This window comes from Nonomuraea turkmeniaca, from assembly GCF_005889735.1.
GTDB lineage: Bacteria > Actinomycetota > Actinomycetes > Streptosporangiales > Streptosporangiaceae > Nonomuraea > Nonomuraea turkmeniaca.
Genome location: NZ_VCKY01000003.1, coordinates 1 through 25,006 on the forward strand (window position 1 = coordinate 1; position 25,006 = coordinate 25,006).

19 protein-coding genes and 1 pseudogene are annotated in these 25,006 nt (G+C 73.4%); 6 read left to right on the forward strand and 14 right to left on the reverse strand.

Features of this window, described 5'->3' with window-relative positions; translation table 11 throughout:
- Window positions 1-99 precede the first annotated feature (99 nt).
- The 4 genes and pseudogenes from ETD86_RS01270 to ETD86_RS01285 form a co-directional block, all read right to left on the reverse strand.
- Window positions 100-996 carry an ABC transporter permease gene (locus tag ETD86_RS01270; protein ID WP_138664206.1) on the reverse strand — a complete coding sequence of 299 codons (897 nt, stop codon included), beginning with the start codon at window positions 994-996 and terminating at the stop codon, window positions 100-102.
- A gap of 87 nt (window positions 997-1,083) precedes the next feature.
- Window positions 1,084-1,671 carry a TetR/AcrR family transcriptional regulator gene (locus ETD86_RS01275; protein ID WP_138664207.1) on the reverse strand — a complete coding sequence of 196 codons (588 nt, stop codon included), beginning with the start codon at window positions 1,669-1,671 and terminating at the stop codon, window positions 1,084-1,086.
- Between the two features lie 158 nt (window positions 1,672-1,829).
- A pseudogene (locus ETD86_RS59875) lies at window positions 1,830-2,027 on the reverse strand (LysR substrate-binding domain-containing protein); the annotation flags it as partial.
- 13 nt (window positions 2,028-2,040) lie between these two features.
- Complete coding sequence (locus ETD86_RS01285) at window positions 2,041-2,859, reverse strand: hypothetical protein (RefSeq protein WP_211369745.1); 819 nt, start codon at window positions 2,857-2,859, stop codon at window positions 2,041-2,043.
- 101 nt (window positions 2,860-2,960) lie between these two features.
- Between ETD86_RS01285 and ETD86_RS58935 the strand changes: the two genes are divergently transcribed.
- Window positions 2,961-3,083, forward strand: coding sequence for a hypothetical protein (locus ETD86_RS58935; protein ID WP_281286852.1), 123 nt, complete (start codon window positions 2,961-2,963; stop codon window positions 3,081-3,083).
- Between the two features lie 21 nt (window positions 3,084-3,104).
- On the opposite strand, the gene ETD86_RS01295 is transcribed toward ETD86_RS58935, so the two are convergent.
- Window positions 3,105-3,689 (reverse strand): helix-turn-helix domain-containing protein, encoded by a 585-nt coding sequence (locus ETD86_RS01295; RefSeq protein WP_138664208.1) that lies wholly within the window; start codon window positions 3,687-3,689, stop codon window positions 3,105-3,107.
- Window positions 3,690-3,781: 92 nt separating this feature from the next.
- Between ETD86_RS01295 and ETD86_RS01300 the strand changes: the two genes are divergently transcribed.
- On the forward strand, window positions 3,782-5,434 hold the full coding sequence (locus tag ETD86_RS01300) for an FAD-dependent oxidoreductase (RefSeq protein ID WP_246147486.1): 1,653 nt from the start codon (window positions 3,782-3,784) through the stop codon (window positions 5,432-5,434).
- Window positions 5,435-5,517: 83 nt separating this feature from the next.
- On the opposite strand, the gene manA is transcribed toward ETD86_RS01300, so the two are convergent.
- The 5 genes from manA to ETD86_RS01330 form a co-directional block, all read right to left on the reverse strand.
- On the reverse strand, window positions 5,518-6,681 hold the full coding sequence (gene manA, locus ETD86_RS01305) for a mannose-6-phosphate isomerase, class I (RefSeq protein ID WP_246147487.1): 1,164 nt from the start codon (window positions 6,679-6,681) through the stop codon (window positions 5,518-5,520).
- A 207-nt stretch (window positions 6,682-6,888) separates the two neighbouring features.
- A complete protein-coding gene (locus tag ETD86_RS01315) occupies window positions 6,889-8,115 on the reverse strand; it encodes a cytochrome P450 family protein (protein ID WP_138664210.1) in 1,227 nt (408 codons plus the stop codon).
- 3 nt (window positions 8,116-8,118) lie between these two features.
- Window positions 8,119-9,207: an NAD(P)/FAD-dependent oxidoreductase gene (locus ETD86_RS01320; RefSeq protein WP_138664211.1), complete on the reverse strand. Its 1,089-nt coding sequence runs from the start codon at window positions 9,205-9,207 to the stop codon at window positions 8,119-8,121.
- A 58-nt stretch (window positions 9,208-9,265) separates the two neighbouring features.
- Entirely contained in the window at window positions 9,266-10,210 is a 945-nt protein-coding gene (locus tag ETD86_RS01325; RefSeq protein WP_138664212.1) for a cucumopine synthase-related protein, read from the reverse strand.
- Window positions 10,211-10,263: 53 nt separating this feature from the next.
- Window positions 10,264-11,271: a hypothetical protein gene (locus tag ETD86_RS01330; RefSeq protein ID WP_138664213.1), complete on the reverse strand. Its 1,008-nt coding sequence runs from the start codon at window positions 11,269-11,271 to the stop codon at window positions 10,264-10,266.
- A gap of 243 nt (window positions 11,272-11,514) precedes the next feature.
- Here ETD86_RS01330 and ETD86_RS01335 point away from each other — a divergent pair, with 243 nt between their 5' ends.
- Together ETD86_RS01335 and ETD86_RS01340 are read left to right on the forward strand one after the other, a co-directional pair.
- Window positions 11,515-12,684, forward strand: a complete 1,170-nt coding sequence (locus ETD86_RS01335; RefSeq protein WP_170222817.1) for an SRPBCC family protein — start codon at window positions 11,515-11,517, stop codon at window positions 12,682-12,684.
- Between the two features lie 193 nt (window positions 12,685-12,877).
- Window positions 12,878-15,820 (forward strand): NB-ARC domain-containing protein, encoded by a 2,943-nt coding sequence (locus ETD86_RS01340; protein WP_138664215.1) that lies wholly within the window; start codon window positions 12,878-12,880, stop codon window positions 15,818-15,820.
- A gap of 34 nt (window positions 15,821-15,854) precedes the next feature.
- Here ETD86_RS01340 and ETD86_RS01345 read toward each other — a convergent pair whose 3' ends face one another.
- The 3 genes from ETD86_RS01345 to ETD86_RS58940 form a co-directional block, all read right to left on the reverse strand.
- Complete coding sequence (locus ETD86_RS01345) at window positions 15,855-16,280, reverse strand: MarR family winged helix-turn-helix transcriptional regulator (RefSeq protein ID WP_211369746.1); 426 nt, start codon at window positions 16,278-16,280, stop codon at window positions 15,855-15,857.
- Window positions 16,281-16,457: 177 nt separating this feature from the next.
- A complete protein-coding gene (locus ETD86_RS01350; RefSeq protein ID WP_246147504.1) occupies window positions 16,458-17,624 on the reverse strand; it encodes an NAD(P)/FAD-dependent oxidoreductase in 1,167 nt (388 codons plus the stop codon).
- A 5-nt stretch (window positions 17,625-17,629) separates the two neighbouring features.
- Window positions 17,630-17,758 carry a hypothetical protein gene (locus ETD86_RS58940; RefSeq protein ID WP_281286853.1) on the reverse strand — a complete coding sequence of 43 codons (129 nt, stop codon included), beginning with the start codon at window positions 17,756-17,758 and terminating at the stop codon, window positions 17,630-17,632.
- Window positions 17,759-17,944: 186 nt separating this feature from the next.
- Between ETD86_RS58940 and ETD86_RS01355 the strand changes: the two genes are divergently transcribed.
- The gene (locus tag ETD86_RS01355) at window positions 17,945-18,505 is read left to right on the forward strand and encodes a TetR/AcrR family transcriptional regulator (protein ID WP_211369748.1); all 561 of its coding nucleotides are present in this window, start codon (window positions 17,945-17,947) and stop codon (window positions 18,503-18,505) included.
- Window positions 18,506-18,532: 27 nt separating this feature from the next.
- On the opposite strand, the gene ETD86_RS01360 is transcribed toward ETD86_RS01355, so the two are convergent.
- A complete protein-coding gene (locus ETD86_RS01360) occupies window positions 18,533-22,696 on the reverse strand; it encodes an HAD-IC family P-type ATPase (protein WP_138664217.1) in 4,164 nt (1,387 codons plus the stop codon).
- Window positions 22,697-23,089: 393 nt separating this feature from the next.
- Between ETD86_RS01360 and ETD86_RS01365 the strand changes: the two genes are divergently transcribed.
- Window positions 23,090-25,006: a S41 family peptidase gene (locus tag ETD86_RS01365; RefSeq protein ID WP_138664218.1), complete on the forward strand. Its 1,917-nt coding sequence runs from the start codon at window positions 23,090-23,092 to the stop codon at window positions 25,004-25,006.

The following is a 25,006-nucleotide window of genomic DNA, read 5'->3' on the forward strand; positions in this document are numbered from 1 at the left end:
GCTCGTGACGGCCGCCATCACCGGCGGCTTGTGACAGCGGCCATCACCGGCGGCTCGTGCCGGCCGCCACGGACGGCGGCCGGTCCAGGCCGGTCGCCGTCACCCCCGGCCGTACCGGTCCTCGGCGCGCCAGAAGTACCAGAAGCCGGCGAAGAGCGCGAAGACCGCCCAGCACAGGCACGACACCCACACCATCCGCGGCGGGGTGTGGCTGCCGATGAGCAGGTCGCGCATCCACTCGATGTAGGAGGCGGCCGGGTTGAGGTACATGGCGGTGGCCACCCACTCGGGCAACCCGGCGCTGTTGACGACCTTGTCGTGGATGGCGAAGAAGACGCCGGACGCGTACAACCAGGTGCGCATGATGAACGGCAGCAACTGGTTGAGGTCGCGCATCGACGCCCCCAGCCTGGCCATGATGAGGCCCGCCCCGATGTTGAACATCGTCTGTAGCACCAGCACCACCGGGATCATGAGCCACAACCACGTGGGGAGCTCCCCGGTGATGACCACGATGACGAGGAGCACGCCCATGGAGATGACCAGCTGCTGCAGCTCCTGGATCGTGTACGCCAGCGGCAGCGAGGCCCGCGGGAAGTGCAGGGCCCGGATCAGCGACAGGTTCCCGGAGATCGACTTGGCCCCCGCGGTGACCGTCCGCTGCGTGTACGTGAAGACGAACATGCCCGTCAGGAGGAAGGCGGGGTAGTTGGGGATGTTCTTGCTGCCGCCCAGGATGAGGCCGAACATCACGTAGTAGATCGCCGCGTTCAGCAGGGGCGTGATGACCTGCCACAGCTGGCCCAGAGCCGAGCCGGAGTATTTCGAGACATTGCGCGAGGTGGCGTACGTCAGGATGAAGTGCCGCCGCTCCCACAGCTGGCGCAGGTAGACGCGGAAGCGCGGGCGCGCGATGGCGGGGCGGAGCCCGTGCTTCTTGGCGAGTTCGGCCAGCGACCCGCTGTCAGGTGAAGTGTCTTCCACTTGGCTGCTCATGGCACCTCGATGCTTGATGGGTCGTCAGCAGTCCGATCATCCCTTGCCGCCGCGGGCTTTGGTGGGCGTCCACGAGGTTTTCGCCCGTCAGCGTGGCAGGTGTGGCCGTAACGTCTCGTCGAGGGCGTCGCGCATCGCGGCCCCGAGCGGGCCGTCGCCGGTCAGCGCCCACAGGATGAGCACGCCGTTGTAGGTGATCTGGACCGCCTTGGCCAGCCGCCCGGCGTCCGCGCGAGCCGTCAGCTCGCCCGCCGCCACCGCGTCGGCCAGCAGGCCCGCGATCTCGTCCCGGGTGCGGCGGGCGTGCTCGGCGGCGTGGGCGCGGAACTCCGGGTCGGTCAGGTCGAGCTGCAGGAAGGCGAGGCTGTTGGCCAGCTCCTCCGGCGTCGACACGCCCGCCGACAACTCGGCGACGGCGGCGTGCAGGGCGGCCAGCGGCGAGTCGTGCGCCTCGCGGGCCCGCAAAAACGGCTCGCGTACGGTCTCGGCGGAGTGGCCGGCGAGCGCCAGCAGCAGCCCTCGCTTGGACCCGAACCGCTGCACCAGCGTGGCGGGCGACACCCCGGCCTCCTGGGCGACGGCGGCGAGCGTGAGGCCCTGCGGGCCGTGCCGCCCGATCGCGCGGGCGGCCGCCTGGAGTATCGCCTCGTCGCTGGTCGTACGCGGCCTGCCCATGACGGCCTCCCTCCCCGGTTAATGAATCGCGGTTCGTAAATTATCAGCCGAGGTCCGGGATTCGGCGCCGGGCGTGGCCGGGCAATGCCCGCGCGGCCGGACTCCTCGGCGCGTCCGACTGGCGGGATCCCCCTGCCGAGCCCGCGCGCCGCCGGCTCGTGATCCCGGTGTACGGCCGCCACGAGCGCCTGGTCCCCGACGACCTGCCCCGCCACGCCGCGCGGCAGCTCAGCGCCGAGCCCGAGCAGGCCGAGATGGTACCGGACGGTCTGGAGACCGTCGACGAGCGTGTCCGGCGCGGTCTCCACGAGCGAGATCTCCACGGGCGGGTGGAGCTCGTGGAAGGAGGCGAGCATGCGGCTTCTGGACTTACCGTGCCATGGTCACGCCTGTCACCGCGAAACGCTCCACCTCGGCGACATGGCCGCCGGTCGAGGCCACGATGGTCAGCGTCCGGCCCGGCGCCGGGGTGAACGAGACCCGGCCCGACCAGGGCGTGTTCTCGCCGCCGGCGGGCAGGCAGCACTGCTCGCCCAGGACGGACGTCCCGCGTACCTGGATTCTGATGCTCTCGTCCACGCCCGTGACGCGCCCGCCGACCGTCAGCGGCGAGACGACCGCGGCGCCGTACTTGGGGATGGTCAGCGTGAGCGAGGTGTCGTCGGTGCCGACCACCTCCCATGGCGCGTCCTGGCCGGAGCCGTATCTGACCAGGTGGACGACGGCGGCGACCAGCGGCCGCGGCCCCTCCTCGGCGCGGTAGCCGACGTGCACGCGCGCGTGCCGCCCCTCGCGCACGGTCTTCACGGCCCGGTCGATCTCTTTGAAGCCGAGATGGTCGCGGGTGAAGGCGAGCGCGGTACGGGCCGGGTCCAGATGCCAGGCGCCGCGGCCGTCCGCCCGGTGGGCACGCTGCCACTCCTGCGCCTCGGCCAGCGTGGCGAACGGCCACAGCGGCTGGTAGTGGCCGGCGACCAGCCGCTCCTCACTGCCGGGCGGCGCCGTCGTGCTGGGCGGCGCTGTCGTACCGGGTGGTGGCGAGGTCTCCGGCAGCGTGGGCGGCGGGGCGGTCGGCGGCGGGGAGGCCGTCACGGCAGGCGTCTCCTGTGGGGGCCGGCCGCCGCAGCCCGCGACCGCCAGCCCGAACGCGATCAGCAACGGCAGGGCGCGCTCGATGCGTGGTCTCATGCGGGGCCTCCTGGGGGTGAGGATCGCGTCCTGCTGAGAGTAGGACGAATCCGAAGCCGGCCGCGGACCATCGCGCAAGTCGCTCGCCGGCGAGCCGCCACATGGCCGAGCGGCGCGAGTTGCAGCGGTTCAGAACCGAGCAGCCGCCGTACTCGCCGCTCGCCCGCGGCATCGAGCCGTCCCGGTCAGCCGCCGGTACGGGGTGGGACCGCTCCGCCGCGTGAGCCGCCCGGGCGGCAGGAGAATTATTTGGCGGCGGCGGCGGGGCGGGCCCTGACGTGCATGCGCTCGCCCTGCAGCCCGAACAACCCCAAGACCTCGGCCGGCTCGTCGTCCGGGTTGACGAAGGCGTGCGGCGTGCGCGTGTCGAACTCCGCGGCCTCGCCCGGCTTCAGCACCACGTCATGCGTGCCGAGCAGCAGCCGCAGCCGCCCCGACAGGACGTACAGCCACTCGTAGCCCTCGTGGATCTGCTGCTCCGGCTCGTAGCCCGGCCAGTGCGGCGGATAGATCTGCTTGTACGCCAGCGGCCCGCCGGCCCGCCGGCTCAGTGGGATGAACGTCGTGCCGTTGCGTTTGAACGGCCGCAGGTGCACGCGCGGGTCGCCGGTCACCGGCACGTCGATCAGCTCGTCGAGCTGGACCTGGTGGGCGCGGGCGAGTTGGAGCAGCAGTTCCAGGGTCGGCTTGCGCTGCCCGGACTCCAGGCGTGACAGGGTGCTGACGGAGATGCCGGTGCTCTTGGACAGCTGTGCCAGCGTCGCGCCGCGCTCTTGGCGCAGCGCCCGCAGCCGCGGCCCCACCGACTGGAGTGTGGTCTCGAGGTCCATGCGGCCACTTTGCCATTACGGCAACGATATTTGTCAAACGAGCAGCAGACGACGCACAGTGGCGCATCGGATGGATGGAGAGGAGTCGCGCTGTGGACACGAAGTACGACGTGGTGGTCGTGGGCGGCGGGGCCGCAGGGCTGAGCGGGGCGCTCACCCTCGGCCGGGCGCGCCGCAAGGTGCTGGTGATCGACGCGGGCGAGCCGCGCAACGCCCCGGCGGCGGGCGTGCACACGTACCTGACTCGCGAGGGAACACCGCCGCACGAGTTGCTGGCCGCCGGACGCGAGGAGGTCATCGGGTACGGCGGCGAGATCGTGACCGGCACCGTCGTGGCCGCCGAGCGCGGCGCCGACGGCTTCCGGGTGGTGCTGGACGACGGGTCGGCGGTCGTGGCGGACCGGCTGCTGCTGGCCACCGGCCTGGTCGACGAGCTGCCCGACGTGCCCGGTCTGGCCGAGCGGTTCGGGCGCGACGTGCTGCACTGCCCGTACTGCCACGGCTGGGAGGTACGCGACCAGGCCATCGGCGTGCTGGCCACCGGGCCGCTGGCCGTGCACCAGGCGCTGCTGTGGCGGCAGTGGAGTCACGATGTGACCCTCTTCCTGCACACCGGGCCCGAGCTCGGCGCGGAGCAGCGCGAGCAGCTGGCCGCCAGGGACGTCACGGTGGTGGAGGGCCCCGTGGCCGGACTGGAGGTGACCGGGGACGGGCTCGCCGGAGTGCGGCTCGCCGACGGCACGGTGGTGGCCTGCAGGGCGCTCGCCGTCGCCACCCGCCTGACCGCCCGCACGGACCTGCTCGCCGGGCTCGGGCTGGAGAGCGAGGATCAGGAGATGGCCGGGCACGTGATCGGCACCCGCATCCCGGCCGACGCGATGGGCGCGACGAACGTGCCCGGCGTCTGGGTGGTGGGGAACGCGGCCAACGTGACGGAACAGGTCATCGTCGCGGCCGCGGGGGCCGTACGGGTGGCGGCGGCCATCAACGCCGACCTGATCGCCGAGGAGACCCGCCGCGCCGTCGAGGCCCGCCGCGCCCGCGCCACGCCCGGCGCCGGCTCGCATCATCACGGTGAGTCCCAGGGACGGCATGGGGCGTCCGGCTGGGTTCCCGACTCCCCGGAGGAGTTCTGGGACGCCCGCTATGCCGAGAAGGCGCAGATCTGGAGCGGCAACCCGAACGTCGCTCTTGTCCGTGAGGCCGCTGACCTCACCCCCGGCCGGGCGCTCGACCTGGGCTGCGGGGAGGGAGCCGACGCCATTTGGCTCGCCGGCCGCGGCTGGCAGGTCACGGCCGTCGACATCTCCCGCGTGGCACTCGCCCGCGCCGCAGAGCACGCCGCTGGGCACGCCAACGCCGCGGAGGTCGCCGGCCGCATCGACTGGCAGCGCCACGACCTGGGCACGTCCTTCCCGGAGGGCGTCTACGATCTGGTCTCCGCGCAGTATCTGCACTCGCCCGCCGAGCTGCCGAGAGAGAAGGTCCTGCGCGCCGCCGCCGCGGCCGTCGCGCCCGGCGGGGTGTTGCTGGTCGCAGGGCACGCGGGCTGGCCGTCCTGGGAGCACACCCCACCCGCCGACCTGCACTTCCCCACGCCGCAGGAGGTCCTCGACGCGCTGGACCTCGCGGAGGGGGAGTGGGAGGTGCTGCTGAGCGAGGAGTTCGAGCGCGCCCAGGCCGCCCCCGACGGCAGCCCCTGCATCCGGACGGACAACGTGCTCAAGCTCCGCAGGCTCCGCTGACCCCGCCCGCGGGTCGGCCGGCGGAAGCCCGGGCGTGCCCGCGGGCAGAGCCGCTCAGTGCGGCGAGCCCCGGGACCGTCGCCCTAGGCGGCGGCCCCGGGAAGCGCGCGGTAAGCGGTGCCCTTGCCGCCGAGCGGCGTCGAGGGCACGCTCGCCGGAATGAAGGCGGACTCTCCCGGCCGCAGCGTCAGCGCGTCGCCCAGCACGGCCTCGCCCTCGATGCACACGACGATCTGCGGCAGGCCTCCCGGCAGCTCGTGCGCGCCCTCCCCGTCCAGGTCATGACGGCTGAGTGCGAACTCGGGCGCGGGCGGCCGGTAGTGGTGCGCGCCGCGCCCCACGGGCTCCGGCCGGACGAGGTGCGGCTCGCCCGGAGTGAAGTCCACGACCCGCATCAGCTCGGGCACGTCCACGTGCTTGGTGGTGAGCCCGCACCGCAGCACGTTGTCGGAGTTGGCCATGATCTCCACGCCGACGCCGCCGAGATAGGCGTGCGGCACCCCGGCGCCGAGGTAGAGGGCCTCGCCGGGGCGCAGGCTCACGTGGTTGAGCAGGAGCCCCGCGACCACGCCCCGGTCGCCGGGGCAGGCGCGGGCGAGGTCGGCGTAGACCGCGAGATCCGCGTCGTCCGCGTCGAGCAGGGCCCGCTCGACCTCCGCGCGCAGCGCCAGGGAGGCGTCGTCGAGCATCTCGGCGAACACGCCGCGCAGCGCCTCCTCGGGCGGCCCGGTCATGAGCGTGTCGATCCAGGGGCGCAGGCCCGGCACGCCGAGCCGGTCGAGGAGGCCGGCGGTGGCGGCGGGGGAGCGGAAGCCGCACAACCCGTGGAACGGGGTGACCGCGCAGACCATCTCGGGTTTGTGTGAAGCGTCCTTGTACGTCCGGGCGAAGTCGTCGAGCGCGATGCCACGCGCCGTCTCGTCGGCGAACCCGGCCCGCGCCTGCTCGGTGGTGGGGTGGACCTGCAGCGACAGTGGCCGCGCGACCGCGAGGACCTTGAGCAGATAGGGCAGGGCGGGGCCGAAGCGGGCGGCGGACGCCTCACCGAGCGTGCCGGCGGGGTCGGCCGCGATGAGCTCGCCGAGCGGGACGCCGCCGACGGTCGACGGGGAGCCCGGGTGGGCGCCCATCCAGAGCTCGGCCTGGGGCTGCCCGGTCGGCTCGGTCCCGAAGAGCTCCGGCAGAGCGGTCACCGACCCCCAGGCGTAGGGGCGGATGGTGGTGGCGAGGCGCATAGGGGCGGACACGACGTAAGAATATCGGCGTCTCGCTCGGCCTGGTGCGCCACCACTTCGGCTCCGAGCAGGCCCTGCGCGATGCCTGCGACGCGCCGCTGTTCGACGAGATGGTGGCGGTCGGCGAGCACGCGGGAGGGCGAGGCCGAGCACCCGGGCGCTGAACGGGCTCGGCCTCGCCGTGCGCACCGGCGAGGCGCTCCACGTCCGGCGCGCGAGCTAGCGGGCCCGCGGGCCGAGAATGACGGGCATGCTGCGGGTGCTGTTGCCCAGCAGCGTGTCCAGCGGGCGCAGTTCCTCGGGCGGGGCCGCGGCCCTGATGCCGGGGAACGCCGTGAACAGCGCCTTCAACGCCACTTCCGCCTCGACCCTGGCCAGCGGCGCGCCCAGGCAGAAGTGCGGGCCGTGCCCGAACGCCAGGTGCGAGGCCGGCGGGTCGCTGATGTCGAAGCGGTCCGCGTCGGGCCCGTACTGGTCCGGGTCCCGCCCCGACGAGGCGAAACAGGCCAGCACCGGCTCCCCGGCCCGCAGGTGCACGCCGTCGATCTCGACGTCGCGCTTGGCGTACCGGAACGGGAAGTAGGCGATCGGCGAATCCCAGCGCAGCGTCTCCTCCACGGCCGCGCTGAACGGGCACTGGCCCGAGCGCAGCAGATCGAGCTGCCCCGGCACGTTGAGCAGGGCGCCGATGGCGTTGGTGATGAGGTTGACGGTGGTGACGTGCCCGGCGATGAACAGCAGGTCGATGGTGGCGAACAGCTCCGACTCCGACAGCCGGCCGCCGTCCTTCTCGCGCAGCGTGATCAGGTCGGTGATCAGGTCCTCGCCGGGCGTGCGCCGGCGCTCCTCGATGATCCGGTGGAGCAGCGCGTGCAGGGCGCCGCGTACCTCCGGGCCGTCCTCGAGGTCGCTGCTGACCTGCGCCACCGCGTCGGTGAGCTCGTGCAGCCGGTCCTGGTGCTCGCGCGGGATGCCGATCATCTCGGAGATGACCTCGCGCGGCAGCGGGTAGGCGAAGTCCCGGCGCAGGTCCACCGGCTCGTCCGGCGGCAGCTCCGCGAGCCGGTCGATCAGCTCGGCGGTGATCGCGGCGATCTTGGGCCGCAGCTGCTCGATCCGGCGCGGGGTGAACCCGGCGGCCAGCGGGGCGCGGAGCCGCCGGTGGTCCTCGCCGTCGGCGTTCAGCATGGAGATGTCGGTGACGATGCGGGTGATCGCGGTCCCCGGCGGGGCGTTGTCGCGTTCCATCGGGTCCCAGTACTGGATCTCCCGGGTCATGTCCGGATGGGTCAGCACGGTGAGCAGGGTCGCGTACCGGGTGGCGGCCCAGGCGTCCACGCCCTCGGCCGTCACGGGCACGAGCGGCCCCGCCTCGCGCAGCCGCTCGTTGTCGGCGTGCAGGTCGCGGGTCGCCGGGTCGATGATGAAGCGGATCAGCTCGGTCATGGGTCATCCCGTCCGTTGCCGGCCGACCGCGAACGCGGTCACGTCGATGCCGGGGTCCTGGTCGAGGTAGAGGTCGCGGACCAGCTCGCCGGCGGCCGGCGCGTTGCACAGGCCGTGGCCGGAGAACCCGGTCGCGTACAGGAACGCCGGAGGCCCCGGCAGGTGCCCGATGAAGGCCGTCTTGTCGGGGCTGGCGTCCCGCAGGCCGGTGACGGCCGTGTGCAGGGCCAGTTCGGCCAGGCTCGGGTACGTCACCGCCAGCTGGGCCGCCACGCCGCGCCGCCAGGCCTCCCTGTCGGGGCCCGGGTAGCCCATGCCGATGAGCAGCCGGTCGCCGCGCACCCGTACCAGCAGGCCGCTGGCGGCGTGCAGGGTGCACGGGATGTCCGGCGTGCCGGGCGGCAGCGGGTCGGTGACCAGCAGCTCCTGTTCGATCGGCTCGATCAGCGGCATGTCCACGCCCGCGCAGCGCACGAGCGAGGCCGACCAGGCGCCGGCGGCGCACACGATCGCGTCGGCGGTGAGCTCGCCGTCGGCCGTGAAGACGCGGCCGCCCTGTGCGTCGAGCCCGGTGACCGGGCAGCTGGTACGGAGCGTGGCGCCCGCCCGCTCGGCGGCGTCGGCGTAGGCGTTGACGATGGCGGTGGTGTCGGAGACGTAGGCCTGCGGCGAGTACGCGGCGGCCAGCAGTGGCAGGTCACCGATGAGCGGATTGTGCTCCCTGGCCTCCTCCACGCTGATCAGTCCCACGTCCACGCCGGCGTCGAGCTGGGCGGGCAGGTCTGCCTCGAAGGCCGTCACCTGCTCGGGCTCGCTGAACAGCACCAGGTAGCCGACCTGCGTCAGAGGCAGGTCGGCGCCCGGCCTGGCCGGGAAGGCGCGGTAGGCGTCGAGGCTGCGCACGGCCAGCGCCGAGCTGACGGCGTTGCCGGCGAAGTACGAGCGGACCACGTCGGCGGTGGCGCGCGAGGCGCCGGAGCCGAGCGCGCCGCGTTCCAGCAGCGTGGTCTCGACCCCGGCCTCCGCCAGGTGGAAGGCGATCGACAGCCCGATCACGCCGCCGCCGATCACCGCCACACGAGTGTCGCTCATGCGCCCTCCTTCGTCGGTCGCACGAGCGACAGGCGACTGTGGTGATTTGGTCGCCCGCTCATACCGCCGCCTCCACGCGGCGTAGGTCGTCCCCGGCCTGCCACGGGAACAGGTGCAGGTTCCACCCGCCGAGGCAGTTGCAGTAGAGCGCCATGTGCGCCATCGCCGAGATGAAGTCGGTGTGGCTGTTGAGGCGCTCAAGACCGTCCATGAGCCGCCTGGTGAAGCCCCACAGCGTGTCCAGGCCGCAGTAGCCGAGGAACTCCGCCGGGGTGTGGGCGAGCTGATGCGTCATCTGGCGCAGCCACGGCAGCGGCATGCCGTCCAGGGCGGCGCGCACCAGGCCGCCGTAGCAGCTGTAGCCGAGCGGGCGGGTCTCGCCGTTGACGAACAGCAGCGTGGTCAGGACCGTTTCGTAGCTGCCGGCCCGTGACGGGATCCGGCCCGCGTGCAGGTCGACCAGCTCGCGCGGCGGGTCGAGCCAGATGCGCTCGGTCTCGGCGTGCACGTCGCCGATCAGGTCGTTGAGTTGCGGATCGCCGACGGGCAGGCGGGGCAGCACGTGGCCGCCAGGCCCGCCGACCCTGCGCACCTCGGCGATGACCGGCTCCTTGGTGGTGTAGACGGACCGCCACACCTCGTGGCCGGCTTCGACCAGGGCGTCCAGGTCCTCCGGGACCACTTGGCCGATCGGCGTGGCGGTCATGGGTTCGGTCAGCTCGCCGTACTTGATGCCGAGATGCTGGAGCCGCGAGCAGAACAGGGTCCCGTCAGGGACGGTGCGCCGGTCCACGCGGTACGCCGCGGGTGTGTGCAGCAGCGAATGGACCGGTGCGACGTGGTAGAGGTGATTGCCCGCGACCAGGGCATGGCCTTGCAGGCTGCGGTACGGCAACGCGTCCCAGAAGCACTGGGCCAGGGCCGGGTTGCGCTGGTCGAGTTCGGCGCCCACCGTGATGCCGAGGGCGGGCCAGGCTATTTCCACACGCTTCGAGTCGTTCACACTTCGTCACTCTAACGTCACGCTTTGTGTGGATTCGGGCGGGGGTGGGTGCTTTACCAGCTCATGACCGCGTCTGGGGGATTGAGCAGGGCCCAGCTCCGGTCCTCGCCCCAGATCGAATCCTCGTCCACGTACGGGCGGAGCAGCGCGGTGAGCGCGGGGTCGCCGCGGCCGTTCAGCTCGTCGGAGGCGAGCTTGCGGGCCGCCCCGGCCAGCACGTCGGCCACCTGGACCCGGGCGTCCAGGTACGACTCCACGAGCCGCACCCCCGCCAGGCCGGGCAGGAGCCGCCGCAGCTCGGCGATCCGCTCGTCGGTCAGCGTCGTCTGGCGGTCGTGGACCACGGAGACGGACCGGCCGCCGCGGCCCCAGTGGCCGACGGCCTGGCGAATGCCCGGGATGAGCGGGTCGAGCGACGGGAACGCCTGGAGATCGGCCAGCAGGCGGGCGCGGAATGCCGCCACGCGCGGCCTGGCCGCCCACAGCAGCTCCATGATCTCGCCGGCCCGGCCGCCCGCCCGCCGCAGCTCGTCCACCAGGAGGAAGACGTCGTCCACGGTGACGGCGATGCCCTGGCCGTTCTTGGCGCGCAGCAGGTAGTTGAACGCGTCCAGGAAGGCCGCCCACCGGCCCGCCCCGAACGCGCGCGGCCCCTCACGGTAGAGCGCGACGGCCATGTCCCTGGCCTCGGGGCTCAGGTTCAGTCCCGGCCCCTGCGCGGCCTCCTCGGTCGTCAAGCCGACGACCTTGCCGACGACCAGGAACGTCTTGTCGGTCAGGTAGACGTGGACATGGCCGAGCACCGGACCCGACGGGCTCAGCAGCCACCGCAGCGCCGCCCGGTGCTTCTCCCGCAGGATGTGCCCGGCCTTGTACTGGGTCGCGGGGGACGGCGCACGGGCCCGCAGCTCCCGTATGCACTCCTCGGCCGCGGCGAGGTCCATCAGCACGCTGGCATGCGCGAACACGTCGGTGTTGCCGCCGACGAGCTTCTCGCCCTCCGCCCCCGACTCGTCGCACGCGATCTCGAGGGGTCCCTGGACGCCTGCTGACTGGCTCACTGGCTGCGAATCTAGCCAAGGCCCAGGCCTTCCGCGAGGCATTTTCCCGCGGGGCTCACGACGGCAGCGGGTGACTAGGGCGGTGGCGAGGCGAGCGCCCCATCCCATGGCCGAGTCCGCGCCGATCCCGCGAGGAGAAGGCGGAGCAGGTGGCGAGCCGTTAGGGGGCGAGGGCGACGGGTAGCCGACCTGCTCGAAGGCGATGACGAGGGGTAGATCGCTATGCGCGCGAAAAATGCGGACATGACAGCCGGAGAGCGGCAAACACATCTGGCGGAGGAAGCGGTAGCGGCCGGGTTGGGCTTCTGCGCCGGAGCCGCGATCGCGTACCTGTTCGACCCGGCGCGGGGACGCTCGCGCCGGGCCAAGGGCCGCGACAAGGCGGCGCACGCGCGGCACGAGCTGCGCGACGGCCTGGGCGTCCTCAGCCGGGACCTGACCAACCGCAGCAGGGGTTCGGCCGCGGCGGTGCGCTACCGCGTCGCCGGCCGCTCGGCCGACGACCGGATCCTGTACGAGCGCGTACGAGCCGAGCTGGGCCGCCACGTCAGCCACCCGCACGCGGTGGAGGTTCACGTCCAGGACCGGCACGTGACGCTCACGGGCGCCGTGCTCGCCGCCGAGGAGGAGCGGGCTCGGCGGGCCATCCGCCGCATCCCGGGCGTCAAGCACGTCGAAGGGGGCTGGGTCGTCCACGATGACGCGGCGGAGTCCCCGCGGCTCCAGGGCCCGGGCAGGCGCCGCGAGCCGGTGCCCGAGCTGTTGCAGCAGCAGTGGTCGCCGACCGCCAGGTTCCTGGCCGGCGCGGCCGCCGCCGGCCTGCTGGCGCTCCCGGGCGGGCTGCCCCGGCCGGTCGCCTGGGCCATCCGCGCCGCCGGCGCGCTGCTGGCCGCCCGCGTGGCGACGAACCTGCCGGTGCGGCGCCTGACCGGGCTCAACGCCGGCCGGCATGCGGTCGACATCACCGAGGGCATCTCGATCGACGCGCCCGTCGCGACCGTGTGGGCACTGGTGAGCGACTACTCGGTCTTCCCCCGCTTCATGCCGGACGTGCTCGAGGTACGCCGCTCCGCCGACGGCCGCACCTCGCACTGGACGATCAGCGGGCCCGCGGGGACGCCGATCAGGTTCGACGCCACCGAGACCGGGCGCGAGGAGGGCAGGGAGATCGCGTGGCAGTCGGCCGAGGGTGAGCTCATCGCCCACACCGGCGCGCTGCGCCTGGCCGAGCAGGACGACGGCGGGACCCGCGTCCAGGTGCGGCTCGCCTACAACCCGGTGGCGGGCGCCGCCGGGCACGCCGTGGCGCGGCTGCTCGGCGCGAACCCGGCTCGCAAACTCCGGCAGGACCTGATGCGGCTGAGGTCGTACGCCGAGAGCCGGCGTCAACCGGTTGGCTCGGGTGGCGTCTGACGCCTCACTACAAGAGGCGACACGTCACCATAAGATGCGGCGCGTCACCATAAGAGGCTGGGTGTAAGAGGGAGCGAAGCGATCAGCCCGCACCCGGCACGCACGGGGCGAAACTTTCCCCTCCGGTCTGACGTTCAGCGGTGCACAGGGGGATCCAGGGGGATCAAGGGGGCGCAGGTTGCATCGTGCGGACATGCTCGAGGATCTGGTCGCGGCGCTCGTCTCGGGCAAACACCTGATCGTCACGCTCGTGCCCGAGGTGGCGGGCGCTGAGGGCTTCGGCACCACCACGCTGGCCGCGGCCGCCTGCAGGCGGCCGGAAGTGCGGGAACACTTCCGCGACGGGATCGAGTGGGTGAGCCTGGGCGACGATCCGGTGCACCTGCTCAGGCACCGCGTGACCACTCGCCTGAGGCTGGATCCCGAGATCAGGGCCCGGGACATCCTCGCGCTGGCCGTGCCGCGGTGGATGAGGCCGGTACGCCGGCTGGTCGTGCTCGACGACGTACGGCCCGAGGCGGCGGAGCTCATCATGCGGGTGGCCGCGGACAAGGCCGTGGTGCTGGTGACCGGCGGCCAGGCGCCGCCGGCCGGCCACGTGTTCGAACTGCCCGCGAACGCCGGCGGGAGCCAGGGCTGGCCCCTGCTGCGGACCTTGATGCGGTCGCTCGACGCCGCCCCCGACGAGCCGGTCGACCTGACGGATCCCCGCGGCCGGGCGCGGGCCGTGAACCAGGTCCTCGGCTCCGGGCTGGCCGGGACACTCGCCCCCAGGACCAGGGAACGCCTGCTCGAGCTGGGTGCGTTCAAAGGGACCCGGCCGATCCCGCTCGAACTGACCGCCCGCCTGTGGTGGGAGACGGCGGGCCTGACGCGGGCGGAGAGCGAAAGCCTGCTGGCCGAGCTGGCCACGCTCGGCCTGTTGTCCCGCGCGCCCGACCGGGACGCCATCCTGATGCCCGGCGTCGTACGCGACCACATCCGCGCGGCCATGGGCCCGGCCCGCGCGAAGCGGGCCGACCTGGCGATCGTGGAGATCGGCCCTCCGGAGGGCGACGGCTGGTCCGACGAGGCGCTCGTGTACTTCTTCGAGTGGTTCGCCGACCATCTGGAGGCGGCCGGCGGCGACCTGGAAGAGCTGGTCTGCCGGGGATCGTGGCTGGCCACCAGGCTCCTGCAGGCCGGACCGGAGCCGGTCCTGCGCGAGCTGGCCAGAGCCGGCACGGACGAGGCCGAGCTGCTGCGCCGGACCCTCTCCCAGAGCCTGCACCTGCTCGGCCGGCCGCCGTACACCGACGTGACCGTCATCGCCACCCTCGCCTGCCGGCTCCACCACCTGCAGAAGACCGCTGATCAGCTGCGCGGCCTCCTGGATGATCTGGGACGGCCCTGGCTGGAGTGCCTGTGGACGCCGCCCGATCTGCCCCATCCCACCCTGCGGGCGACGCTGGCGGCGCACGAGGGGGAGGCGACCAGCGTCGCGATCAGCCCGGACGGCGCCTGGCTCGCCACGGCCGGCCAGGACGGCCCGGTCCGGCTGTGGAACCGCGACGGCACCGTACGAGGCGTGCTGGAAGGGCACCTGGGCCAGGTCAACCGGGTCGCCATCGCGCCCGACGGCACCTGGCTGGCCACGGGAGGCAGCGACGGCACCGTCTGCCTCTGGTCGGCCGGCGGCGAGCGGCTGCGGGAGCTCGCCGCCGGGTTCGGGGCAGGGCACGACGTGGCCATCGCGCCCGACGGCGCCTGGCTGGCCACGCTCGACCTGTTCGGGGGAGTGACCGCCTGGAGCAGGCGGGGGCGCCGGCTGTGGAGGGTGGAGGGGGACTCCGGCGACGTGTCGCTGTCCACGCTCGCCATCGCCGCCGACGGCTCCTGGCTGGCCCACGTCGTCGACGGCCACATCCAGGTCTGGAACGCCGACGGCACCGCGCGGGCGCGCTTCCCGCACGAGAAGCTGATGACCATGGTGGCCGCCCACCCCACCCGCGACGCGCTCATGACCAACGACGGGACGCTGTACAGCCCCGACGGGCGGCTCCTGGAGAAGGTCCCGATCGAGGACTCGCTGTACGCCCGGCTCACGGTGGCGACCGACGGCGGCTGGCTCGCCACCGGAGTCCACGACGACGTGCTGGTGGCCCGGCTGGACCGGCCCGCGATCGAACGGCTCGCCGGCCACGAGGACTCGGTCGCTGACGTGGCCATCAGCCCGGACGGCACGTGGCTGGCCTCGGTGAGCGCGGACGGCACCGCCCGCATCTGGACCCATGAGGAGCTGCCCAGACTCGACGACCGGTCGCCGCGCGGGGTGCAGACGTCACCGGCCGTGGCGCCCGGCGGCAGCGTGGTCACGGCGGGCGCCGAGCTGACCTACTGGGACGACGCCGGGAACCCGCTGCGTACCGTTCCGGGGATGTCCGGCGTCACGAGCGTGGCCGCCTGCGATTCGTGGCTCGCCGCCTGGGACGATCACGACCGGCTGTGGCTCATCGACGGCGACGGGACCGTACGCCGGAGGCTGCGGACCCACCACTCCCGGCCGTACGCGCTGGCCGTCGCGCCCGACGGGAGCTGGTTCGCCACCTGCGGCGAGGAAGGCACGATCGGCCTGTGGTCCGGCGACGGCGGCGAGATCGGCCGGCTGCGTCCCGAAGCCGGGCCGGTGCGATTCCTGGCCGTCTCCGGTGACAGCCGCACCTTGGTCGCCGCCTCCACGACGGCTGTCCAGCGGTGGACGAGACAGGGCCGCCAGACCGGCCGCGTCCGGCGGCTGGGGGCCACGGTCCGGGGAGTGGCCGCCTCGCCCGACGGGTCGCGGACGGCCGTCGTCCTCGCCTCAGGAGCCATCCGCCAGTGGGACGGCCGGGGGCGGCGGGTCGCCACCCTCATGGGGTCCGCCAACTACACGGCCGGGCTCGCCTACAGCCCGTCCGGCACGTTACTGGCCGCGGCCTACGATTCGACCCTGCAGGTGTGGGACGTCCCGGCCCGCCGTCCCATGGCCGGCCTCCGTCTCGGCGCCTTGCTCAGGGGCTGCGCCTGGTCCCCGGACGGCACCCGCCTGTACGCGGCGGGCGACGCCGGCCTGTACGGCTTCACCCTCCACGTCCCCATCGGACCGGCCCCCGCCTGACCGTCCCCTCACGGCGCCGCCGGCGGCCGGCCGGTCAGCGCTCGATGCTGGCGTTGAAGTGTGCCAGGCCCTCGGCGAACGACGTGAGCTCCTGCGGGCTCCAGTCCTGCAGCACCGTGGCCAGCCCGTCGAGTCGGTAGTCGCGCTCGGCCGCCACCCGCCGCAGCCCTTCCTCCGTGATGCGGAGCTTGCGCGCCATGCCGCCCTCGGGATCGGGGATGCGCTCGGCGAGCCCGCCACGCAGCAGGACGGCCGTCTGCCGGTTGACGGTGGACGTGTCGAGGGAGAACGCCTGCGCGAGCTGGCCGATCGACATCGGCCCCTCGGCCTCCAGCCGCCTGAGCAGGATGTAACTGCTGCGTTCGAGCCGAAGCTCCGCGGGCCCTCCGGCGGTCGCCAGCTCCTTGTAGCGCCCGATGAGCATGAGCTCGAGCTCGATGTCGGCGATCTCTTTGCGCACGAAAGCCTCCCGTCGGAGGTCAGAACAGCCCTCCCGACAACATGCATGATACACATCACATGCACCATGCATGTTGTCGGGAGGCAGGGGACCGGGGCGCGGAATCGCCGCCGGAACCGCCGGCGTCCCCGCCCGGACGGACGAGTAGGCCGCCGCCGGGGGCGGCGGCCTGCTCGTTCACGGTACGGGCCGCGCCTGCATGGCCTCGGCCACGCGCTGCCGGTGCAGGCGGGCGGCCTTGGCCATGTTCCAGCCCAGGACGCCGGTGACCGCGCCGCTCCGGCGGTAGAGGGCGACGAAGCGGTTCTGCTCCGGGTCGCCCTCGATCACCTCCACGTCGGCGTCAGGGTGCGGGAGCCCGTGGGCCTGGATCTTGACGTCGTACTGGTCGGTCCAGAAGTACGGGACCGGGATGTACGGCCGGTCGTCGCCGAGGATGTTGGCGGCCACGATCTGGGCCTGGTCGACGGCGTTGGTCCGGTTCTCCAGCCGCAGCCGGCGGCCGAGCGTCTCGTGGTGCCAGGAGGCGAGGTCGCCCACGGCGTACACGCCGTCCGCGGCGCGGCAGCGGGAGTCGCACTCGACGCCGTCCCCGACGGTCAGCCCGCTGCCCTCGAGCCACCCGGTGGCCGGGCGGGAGCCCGTGGCCACCACGACCGTGTCGGCGGGCAGCAACTCGCCGGAGGTCAGCCGCACGCCCGTGACGTGCCCGCCGGAGCCGGTCAGCTCCGCGACCGCGACGCCCAGCCGCAGGCGGACCCCGCGCTCGGCGTGCAGCCGGGTGAGCAGCGTGGACACCGGATCGCCGAGCTGGGCGGCCATGACGGCGGGCCCCATCCCGGCGAGGGTGACGTCGAGCCCCATGCCGCGCGCGGTGGCGGCCACCTCGGCCCCGAGCACGCCCTCGCCCACGACCACCAGCCGCGGCCCGGCGAGCAGGGCGGCACGCAGCGCGAGCGCGTCGTCGAGCGTCCGCAGCACGTGTACGCCGGCCAGTCCGTCCTGGCCCGGCAGCCGGGCCGCGGTCAGGCCGGTGGCCAGCACGACGGCCTGCGCGCGGAACGCCCGGCCTGAGGCGGTGACGACCTCGCGCGCCGCGGTGTCCAGCCGGACGGCGGCGTCCCCGAGGACGAAGGCGGCGTCCAGCTTGGCCAGCTCGCTCTCCGGCCGCAGGTGCGCCCGCTCGCGTTCCCAGGCGCCCGCCAGGATCTGCTTGGACAGCGGCGGCCGGTCGTACGGCGGGTGCGGTTCGGCGCCCAGCAGCGTGATGCCGCCCTGATGGCCCTTGCGGCGCAGCGCCTCCGCGACGGCGAGGCCGCCGGCGGAGGCGCCCACGATCAGCACGTCGCTCAAGGCCGCTCGCCCAGGGCGATCGCGCCGGCCGGCCGCACACTGGCGGACTCAAGGACAGCGGCGTGCGACTCCCCGGTGGGCGGGGGCTCCAGGGTGAGGAAGGGGTGATCCTGGATCACATTCACGTGGGTCTCCTTGGGTCGGTGAGGCAGGCGGCGGACCGGCCGCCGTGCACGGGGACGATCGCTCGAGAGCTCCTTCTTCCGGTCAGCGAGCCGCCGGCGGCGCAGGTGAACGACATGATCCCGGCCATGGCCAGGATGCCCCCGACAGCAACCGGACAACTCTGTCCGGTTGTTACGATACCCACCGTGCAGGAGTCGCGTAAACCGAACAGGGGCCCGAGCGCCGCCGCGGAGAACCGGGCGGCGCTGATCGCTGCGGCCCGTGAGGTCTTCGCGGGCGCCGGGTTCAACGCGCCGCTCAGCATGGTCGCCCGCGCCGCCGGGGTCGGGCAGGGCAGCCTCTACCGGCACTTTCCCGACCGGGTCAGCCTCGCGATGGCCGTGTTCGAGGAGGGCGTCGCCGAGCTGGAGGCGCTGGCGGCCGAGCCCGGCACGACCCTGGCCGACGTGCTGACCCGGATGACCGAGCAGACCGTCGCCTCGACGGCGTTCATCGAGATGGTGAGCGCGGCCCCGGTGGACCTCGACACCCGCATACTCGGCCTGCGTACGCGCGTGGCGGACCTGCTGGCCGGACTGCTCGCCGACCCCGGGAAGGCCGGCGGCTTCCGCGCGGACCTCACGGCCGACGACCTGGTCCTGGCCATCGGCATGCTCGCCGGCGTGCTCGCCAAGACCCCGGCCCCCCGCCGGCGCGAGACCGCCGCACGTGTGTGGACCCTGCTCCGGGCGGGCATCGAGGCCTGACCGGCCGCCCCGCCGAGCTCGGTGGCGCTACTTCTGCATGAACCTGTCCATGATGGTGTTCAACGGACGCTCGGCGACCTTGTCGAAGACCAGCGCCGCGGCCACCGCGAAGAGCGCGATCGGCCACGCCACCGGGCCGAGCGGCGTCGAGCCGAAGAAGTGGCTGACCCCGGGCGTCTGGACGATCGCCGCCAGCGCCGCCGCCGAGCCGAGCGCGCTGAGCAGCACGGTCCGGTCCCGTCCCGCGGTCTGCACCGTCTGGGCCAGCTGGGTGCCGACCAGGGCCACCAGCCCGACCGTACGCGCTCGCGCCGCCCTGCCGGTGAACGTGGCCAGCGTCCAGGCGAGCCCCGCGCCGAACGAGGTGACCACGGCACGCCGGACGATGTCCCGCGTGAGCGCCTGGCCCAGCGAGCTCTCCGGGCCCTCTTGCAGCAGGTTCGCCGCCTCCTCGGGCGAGGGCGCGCGCAGCGCGATGGCCAGCGCGGGCGCCAGGTCCGTGAGCAGGTTGACCAGCAGCAGCTGGCGGGCCGACAGCGGGGAGGTGCCCGTGGTGAGCGCGCCGACCACGGTGAAGCCGATCTCGCCCAGGTTGCCGCCCACCAGGATGGCCAGCGCCTCGCGGACCGAGGCCCACATGGCGCGGCCCTCGGCCAGCGCCGAGACGATGGTCTCCAGCCGGTCGTCGCTCACGACCATGTCGGCGGCGGCCCGCGCCGCCGGGGTGCCGACGCCGCCCAGGGCGATGCCGACGTCGGCCAGACGGATCCCGGCGGCGTCGTTCGCGCCGTCACCCGTCATCGCCACGACCTTGCCCAGCCGCTGGAACGAGCGCACGACCCGGACCTTCTGCTCCGGCGTGCAGCGGGCCACCACGTCGATCCCCGGCAGTCGCGCGTCCAGCCGGGCGTCGTCCAGCTCGTCGAGCTCGGCACCGGTGAGCACGCGCGGCTCGGCCTCGATCAGCTCGGCGGCGATGGCGCTCGCCGTGCTGGGGTGATCCCCGGTGATCATGACGATCTGCACGCCGGCCGCCCGCAGGCGGGTGACGGCCGGGCTGGCGGTGTGGCGCACCACGTCGGCCAGGCCGAGCAGCCCGACGAAGGTCAGGTCCGTGACGTCATCGTCGTCGAAATCGTTCAGCCCGGCGGGCCGGCGTTCGGCCACGGCCAGCACACGGTGGCCCGAGGCGGCCAGGCTTTCCACGCGCTCGTCGATGCGGCGGCGTTCCTTGTCGTCGAGGGGGCGGTCCTCGCCGTCCACGCGCACCCGGGAGCAGCGTGGCAACACGATCTCGGGCGCCCCCTTGACGCTGAGCAGCCGCGTCCGGCCGGACCGGCCGAGGGTGGCGTGGAATCCCCTGGACGGCTCGAACGGCAGCGCCGCCAGCTCGCGCCAGCCCGGCGCGCCCGTCTTGCGGCTCACTCCCGCGTCCTTGGCCCCGGTGGAGACGGCCGCGTCGGTCAGATGGCTGTGGACGCCGTTGCCCTCCCGGTGGGGCGTCGCGCGCTGTCCGGCGGCCAGCACCGCGGCGAGGTCGCCCAGCTTCCCCACCGGCACCTCGCGGCGGGCGTCGCAGACGCGGGTCAGGCGGATCTCACCGGCGGTGAGCGTGCCCGTCTTGTCGAAGCACAGCACCTCGACCCTGCCGAGCGCCTCGATGGTCCGCGGGTCGCGTACGTGCACGCCGTGCGCGGACAGGCGGCGGGTGGCAGCCAGCTGGGCCGCGCTGACCAGCAGCGGAAGTCCTTCGGGTACGGCCGCCACGGCGAGGTTGACGCCTTCGGCGAGCGTCTGGCGCAGGGGCCGGCCGCGCGCCAGGCCGGCAAGAGTCAGCGCCGCCGCCGCGCCGCCCGCGATCGGCGTGGTGGCCCGGGTGATCCGCGCCAGCCGGTCGGCCACCCCGCTGCGCGGGGCACGCTCCTCCGCGGCGGCCAGGGCCCGGCCCGTCTCCGTGGCCTCGCCCACGGCCACCACCACGGCCGTGACCTTGCCCGCCGCGATCGAGGTGCTCTCGTACAACATGGAGCGCCGCTCGGCCACGTCCCTGGCGAAGACGGGCGCGGCGTTCTTGGACACCGGCAGGGACTCGCCGGTCAGCGCCGACTCGTCGGCCTCCAGCCCGTCGGCCGCCACGATCCGGCAGTCGGCGGGCACCACCTGGCCCGCGGAGAGCACCACCACGTCGCCGGGGACCAGGTCGTGGGCGTCGACCTCGTGTTCCGCGCCGTCACGCAGCACGCGGGCGTGCACGCGTACGTGCCGGGCCAGCTCGGCCAGCGTCCGGGCGGTGGCCACTCGCTGCACGCCGCCGGCCAGCGCCGACAGCCCCATCACGCTGGACACCAGCGCGGCGTCCACGAGCGAGCCCACCGCGGCCGAGCCCACCGCGCCGGCCGCGAGCACCGGCGTGAACGGGTTGGCCAGCTCCGCCGCCGTCTCGCGGAGCAACGACAGCCGCCGGCCCTTGGCGGCGAGCGGCGTCCGCCGGCGGGCGGCCTCGGCCTCGCTCAGCCCGCCGGGGCCGGTGTCCAGCTCGCGCAGCACCGTCTCGACCGGCATCGCGTGCCACGGCCGCGGGTCGGCCGGGGTGAGGGCGGGCGTCAGCGTGGTACGCCAGGCGCGCCAGGCGCCGTGCGCCATCGACAGGCAGGTCGCGATGTGGAGCGCGGTCAGGGCGTTGCCCGCCGAGCTCGCGGCGGGGGAGGTGAGCGCGAACAGGGCACCCACGCCGGTGCCGCCGCGGGCCAGCCGCACCCCGCCGACGGACACCTCGCGTGCCGCCGGGATGGCGGCGATCAGCGCGACCAGGGGCCGCAGATCGTCGTCGAGCAACAGATGGGCCCCCCACGGTGGAGGACTGGGGGCTTTGCGGCCGTTCTGCGCGTCCGCGGTGACCCCGGCTCCGCAGTCGGCCTGGGCCAGGGCCTGGGGGGAGGAGGAGACCAGCAGCACCGCCGCCCCGCCCGCCTGCAACTCCCGCACCTGGTCCGCGTCCACACCGGGCCGCACGATCACGTTCAGCCCGCTCTTGTGCGCGGCGGCGACGGCGGCCTCCGCGTCGGGTGAACGCTGCCGCACCGTCTCGGCGGTCGCCTGCTTCTCGCCGTCGCGGGTCAGGGTGAGCCGCCGGCCGCGGGCTCGCAGCCGCCACGGCCCCTCCTCCTGCGCGGCCGCCGGCCGGTCGGGGTCGAACAGCCGGTACAGCCACGTGGCGATCTCCTCGTGGTCGGCGCCGGACGCGGGCCGTACCTGGCCGATCGCGCTGCGCGGCGACAGCAGGACGTCCTCGTCGAACACCACGGTGTCGATCCGGTCCAGCCGCCGCAGTGCCGCACGGTCGGCGACCACCACGCCCCGGCGCGACAACACGAAGCCGAGCTCGGCGGCGAACGTCTCACGTCCCGCGAACGCCGGCTTGGGCGTGCAGATCATCGCCGTCTGCAGACCGCGCCGCGCGTTCATGCTCATCAGCGCGCCGACCACGCCGCCCGCCGGCGCACCGGCGAGCAGTTGGTCGGCGTACCGGTCGGCGGGGCCGGGCGGCAGCGGGACGGGCCGCTCCGCGGGCACCGCCGAGGCCGCGGCCTGCTCCGGCGTCCCGGTCAGCCGCTCGTGCACCGCCTGCCACGCGCTGTCCGCGGCGTGGTTCTCCCTCAGTTGCACCAGACGCTGGGTCGTGTCGACCACCAGCCCCGTCAGGCCGGGCGCCAGTCCCTTCACGGCGGCGCTCGCCACGGGCAGCCACGTCCTCAGCGCGGGCAGGGGGATCGCGTCGTCGATCGCATCCCGTAGCCGCGGCAGGTTGTCGACCAGCGACACCAGGCCGGCGACCTCCGCGGGCAGCGGGGTGCGGTGGACGAGCCACTCCACGCCGGTCGCCACGATGCCGCCCAGGTCCGCCGCCAGGACCAGCCCGGGCGGCGGCTCGGCGGCCACCCGCGACTCGGCCTTGGCCTCCGCCTCGTCCAGGGCCCTCATCAGCTCGCCGGTGTCGGCCGGCGGGTCGTCCAACGCCACGATCGCCCGGCCCAGCGGCACGTTGACCCGCGCCCACCGCACTCCCGGCACCGCCTGCAGCCGGCTCTCGATCTCGGCCTCCAGGACCGGCTCGCGCAGCAGCTCCAGATGGATCCGGCCCGGATATTTCCAGGTGGAGCGCCCGCCGAGAGCGCCGACCGCGTCCGTCATGCGGTGCAGGGTACGGGTGATGTGTCCGAGCATGGGTTTTCCCGTACCCCGCCAGTCGGGATCAGTCGGTGGCGCTGCTTAAATCTCCATGAACATCTCCGTGAACAACGCCTTACCGCGTCATGCGGGAGGGCGGAAGTCGAGCATCCCCGCGGCCTCGCGTTCGCCGGGGCGGTGCTGCTGACGTTCCTGGCCAGGATCACGGGTTTGGCATCTTGCCGTACCTGATCCTGTGGTTGCATCCCGATCGTCGGGCGGCTGGGGGTCGCCTAGGGAAAGCCCTAGGGCGGATCCTGAGGCGGTCGGGGTCCCTTCCATGCCAGCCTGCGGGTAATCGGACCCGCGCGGCCGAAGGGGCGAGCCGCGCCATGAAGCCTGGGGGTGGGCAGAGGCATGACGGAGTCATCAGAGACGATGGCCAAGCGACTGGCCGACGCGGTGGAGCTGCGGGACTTCCTGCGCACGGCGGGCACGTTGACGCTCGCGGACCGGCGCGTGCTGGTCCAGCAGGCGCTCGTGCTCATCGAGCAGAACTACGTGCACCTTCCGCTCAAGGTCGCGATGCACGCCGTGCACCCGGTCCAGCGGCTCAGGCTGCTCGGCCTGCGGCTCAGCCGGCAGACCGAGCAGAGCATGGACCCGGAGTGGCGCTTCCACCAGGAACTGTCGGAGATCTTCCACTCCGTGCGCGACCTGCACACCAACTACCTGCTGCCGGCGCCGTTCTCCGGCAAGATCGCGTACCTGCCGTACCAGATCGAGGAGTACTTCGAGGGCGACGCGCCGCACTATGTGGTGACCAGGGTCGTCGAGGGGTTCTCCGCTCCGGGGTTCGGCCCCGGCGTGGAGGTGACGCACTGGAACGGCGTGCCGATCGAGCGGGCGGTGGCGGTCAACGCGACACGCTTCGCGGGCGGCAACGCCGCGGCGCGGCACTCGCGCGGCCTGCAGTCGCTCACCCTCCGGCCGCTGCGCATCCACGTGCCGCCGGACGAGGACTGGGTGGTCGTCACCTACGTCAACGGCGACGGGATCTCCAGGGAACTGCGCGAGAAATGGCGCATCACCGAGAACGTGCCGCCCTTCGTGGACGCGGACGAGCTCAGCACCGCCGCCATGGCCCAGGGACTCGACCTCGGCACGGACGAGATCGGCCGCGCCGTCAAGATGTTGTACGTGCCCGAGGCGGTCACCGCGCGGGAGTCCGTCGACGTCGCGGACCTCACGACCGAGCCCGCGGCGCCCGGAGCGGACGTCCCGACGTCCATGCCGGCCGTGTTCCGGGCCAGGAGCGTGGACACCGCGTCCGGCACCTACGGCCACATCCGCGTGTTCACGTTCAACGTCAACGACCCCGAGGGGTTCGTACTCGAGTTCGTCCGGCTCATCGGGCTTCTGCCGCAGAACGGGCTCATCGTGGACGTCCGCGGCAACGGCGGCGGGCACATCTTCGCCAGCGAGTTCCTCCTGCAGACGCTCACCCCTCACCCGATCTCCCCGGAGCCGACGCAGTTCATCGCGACGCCGCTCAACCTGCGTATCTGCGCGCAGCACAAGAACAACCCGACCGGCCAGATCGACCTCACCCCGTGGTGCAGGTCGATGGAGCAGGCGCTGGAGACGGCCGCCGTCTACTCCGGCGGCTTCACCATCACGCCCCTCGACGGCGCCAACGCCATCGGCCAGCAGTACCACGGCCCGGTCGTGCTGATCACGGACGCCCGCTGCTACTCGGCGACCGACATCTTCGCCGCCGGCTTCCAGGACCACAGGATCGGCCCCGTCCTCGGCGTGGACGACAACACCGGCGCGGGCGGCGCCAACGTGTGGACGCACGAGCTGCTCAAGACGCTGCTGGAGCTGCCCGAGCCGAACCCTGACACGCCGTACAGGCCGCTGCCGGGGCAGGCGAACATGCGGGTGTCGATCCGGCGCACCCTGCGCGTGCACGACCTCGCGGGCACCCCCGTCGAGGACCTCGGCATCGCGCCCGACCACCGCCACCGCATGACGCGCAGGGATGTGCTCCAGGGCAACACAGATCTGCTCGAACGGGCCGGACAGTTGCTGGCCGGTCAGCCGGCTCGCCGCCTCGACGCGGAGATCGCCGCGGCGAGCGGCGAGCTGACCCTGCGAAGCCGGCTCGTGGACCGGGCCGACGTCTACCTCGACGGCCGGCCGCGGTTGTCGGTGGACCTGACGCAGGAGTCGGTGACGTTCTCCGTCCCGGGGATCGGCGTCGCCGAGGTCGTCCGGGTGGAGGGCTTCAAGGAGGGGGAGCTCGTCGCCGCTCGTACGATCGTCCGCTGA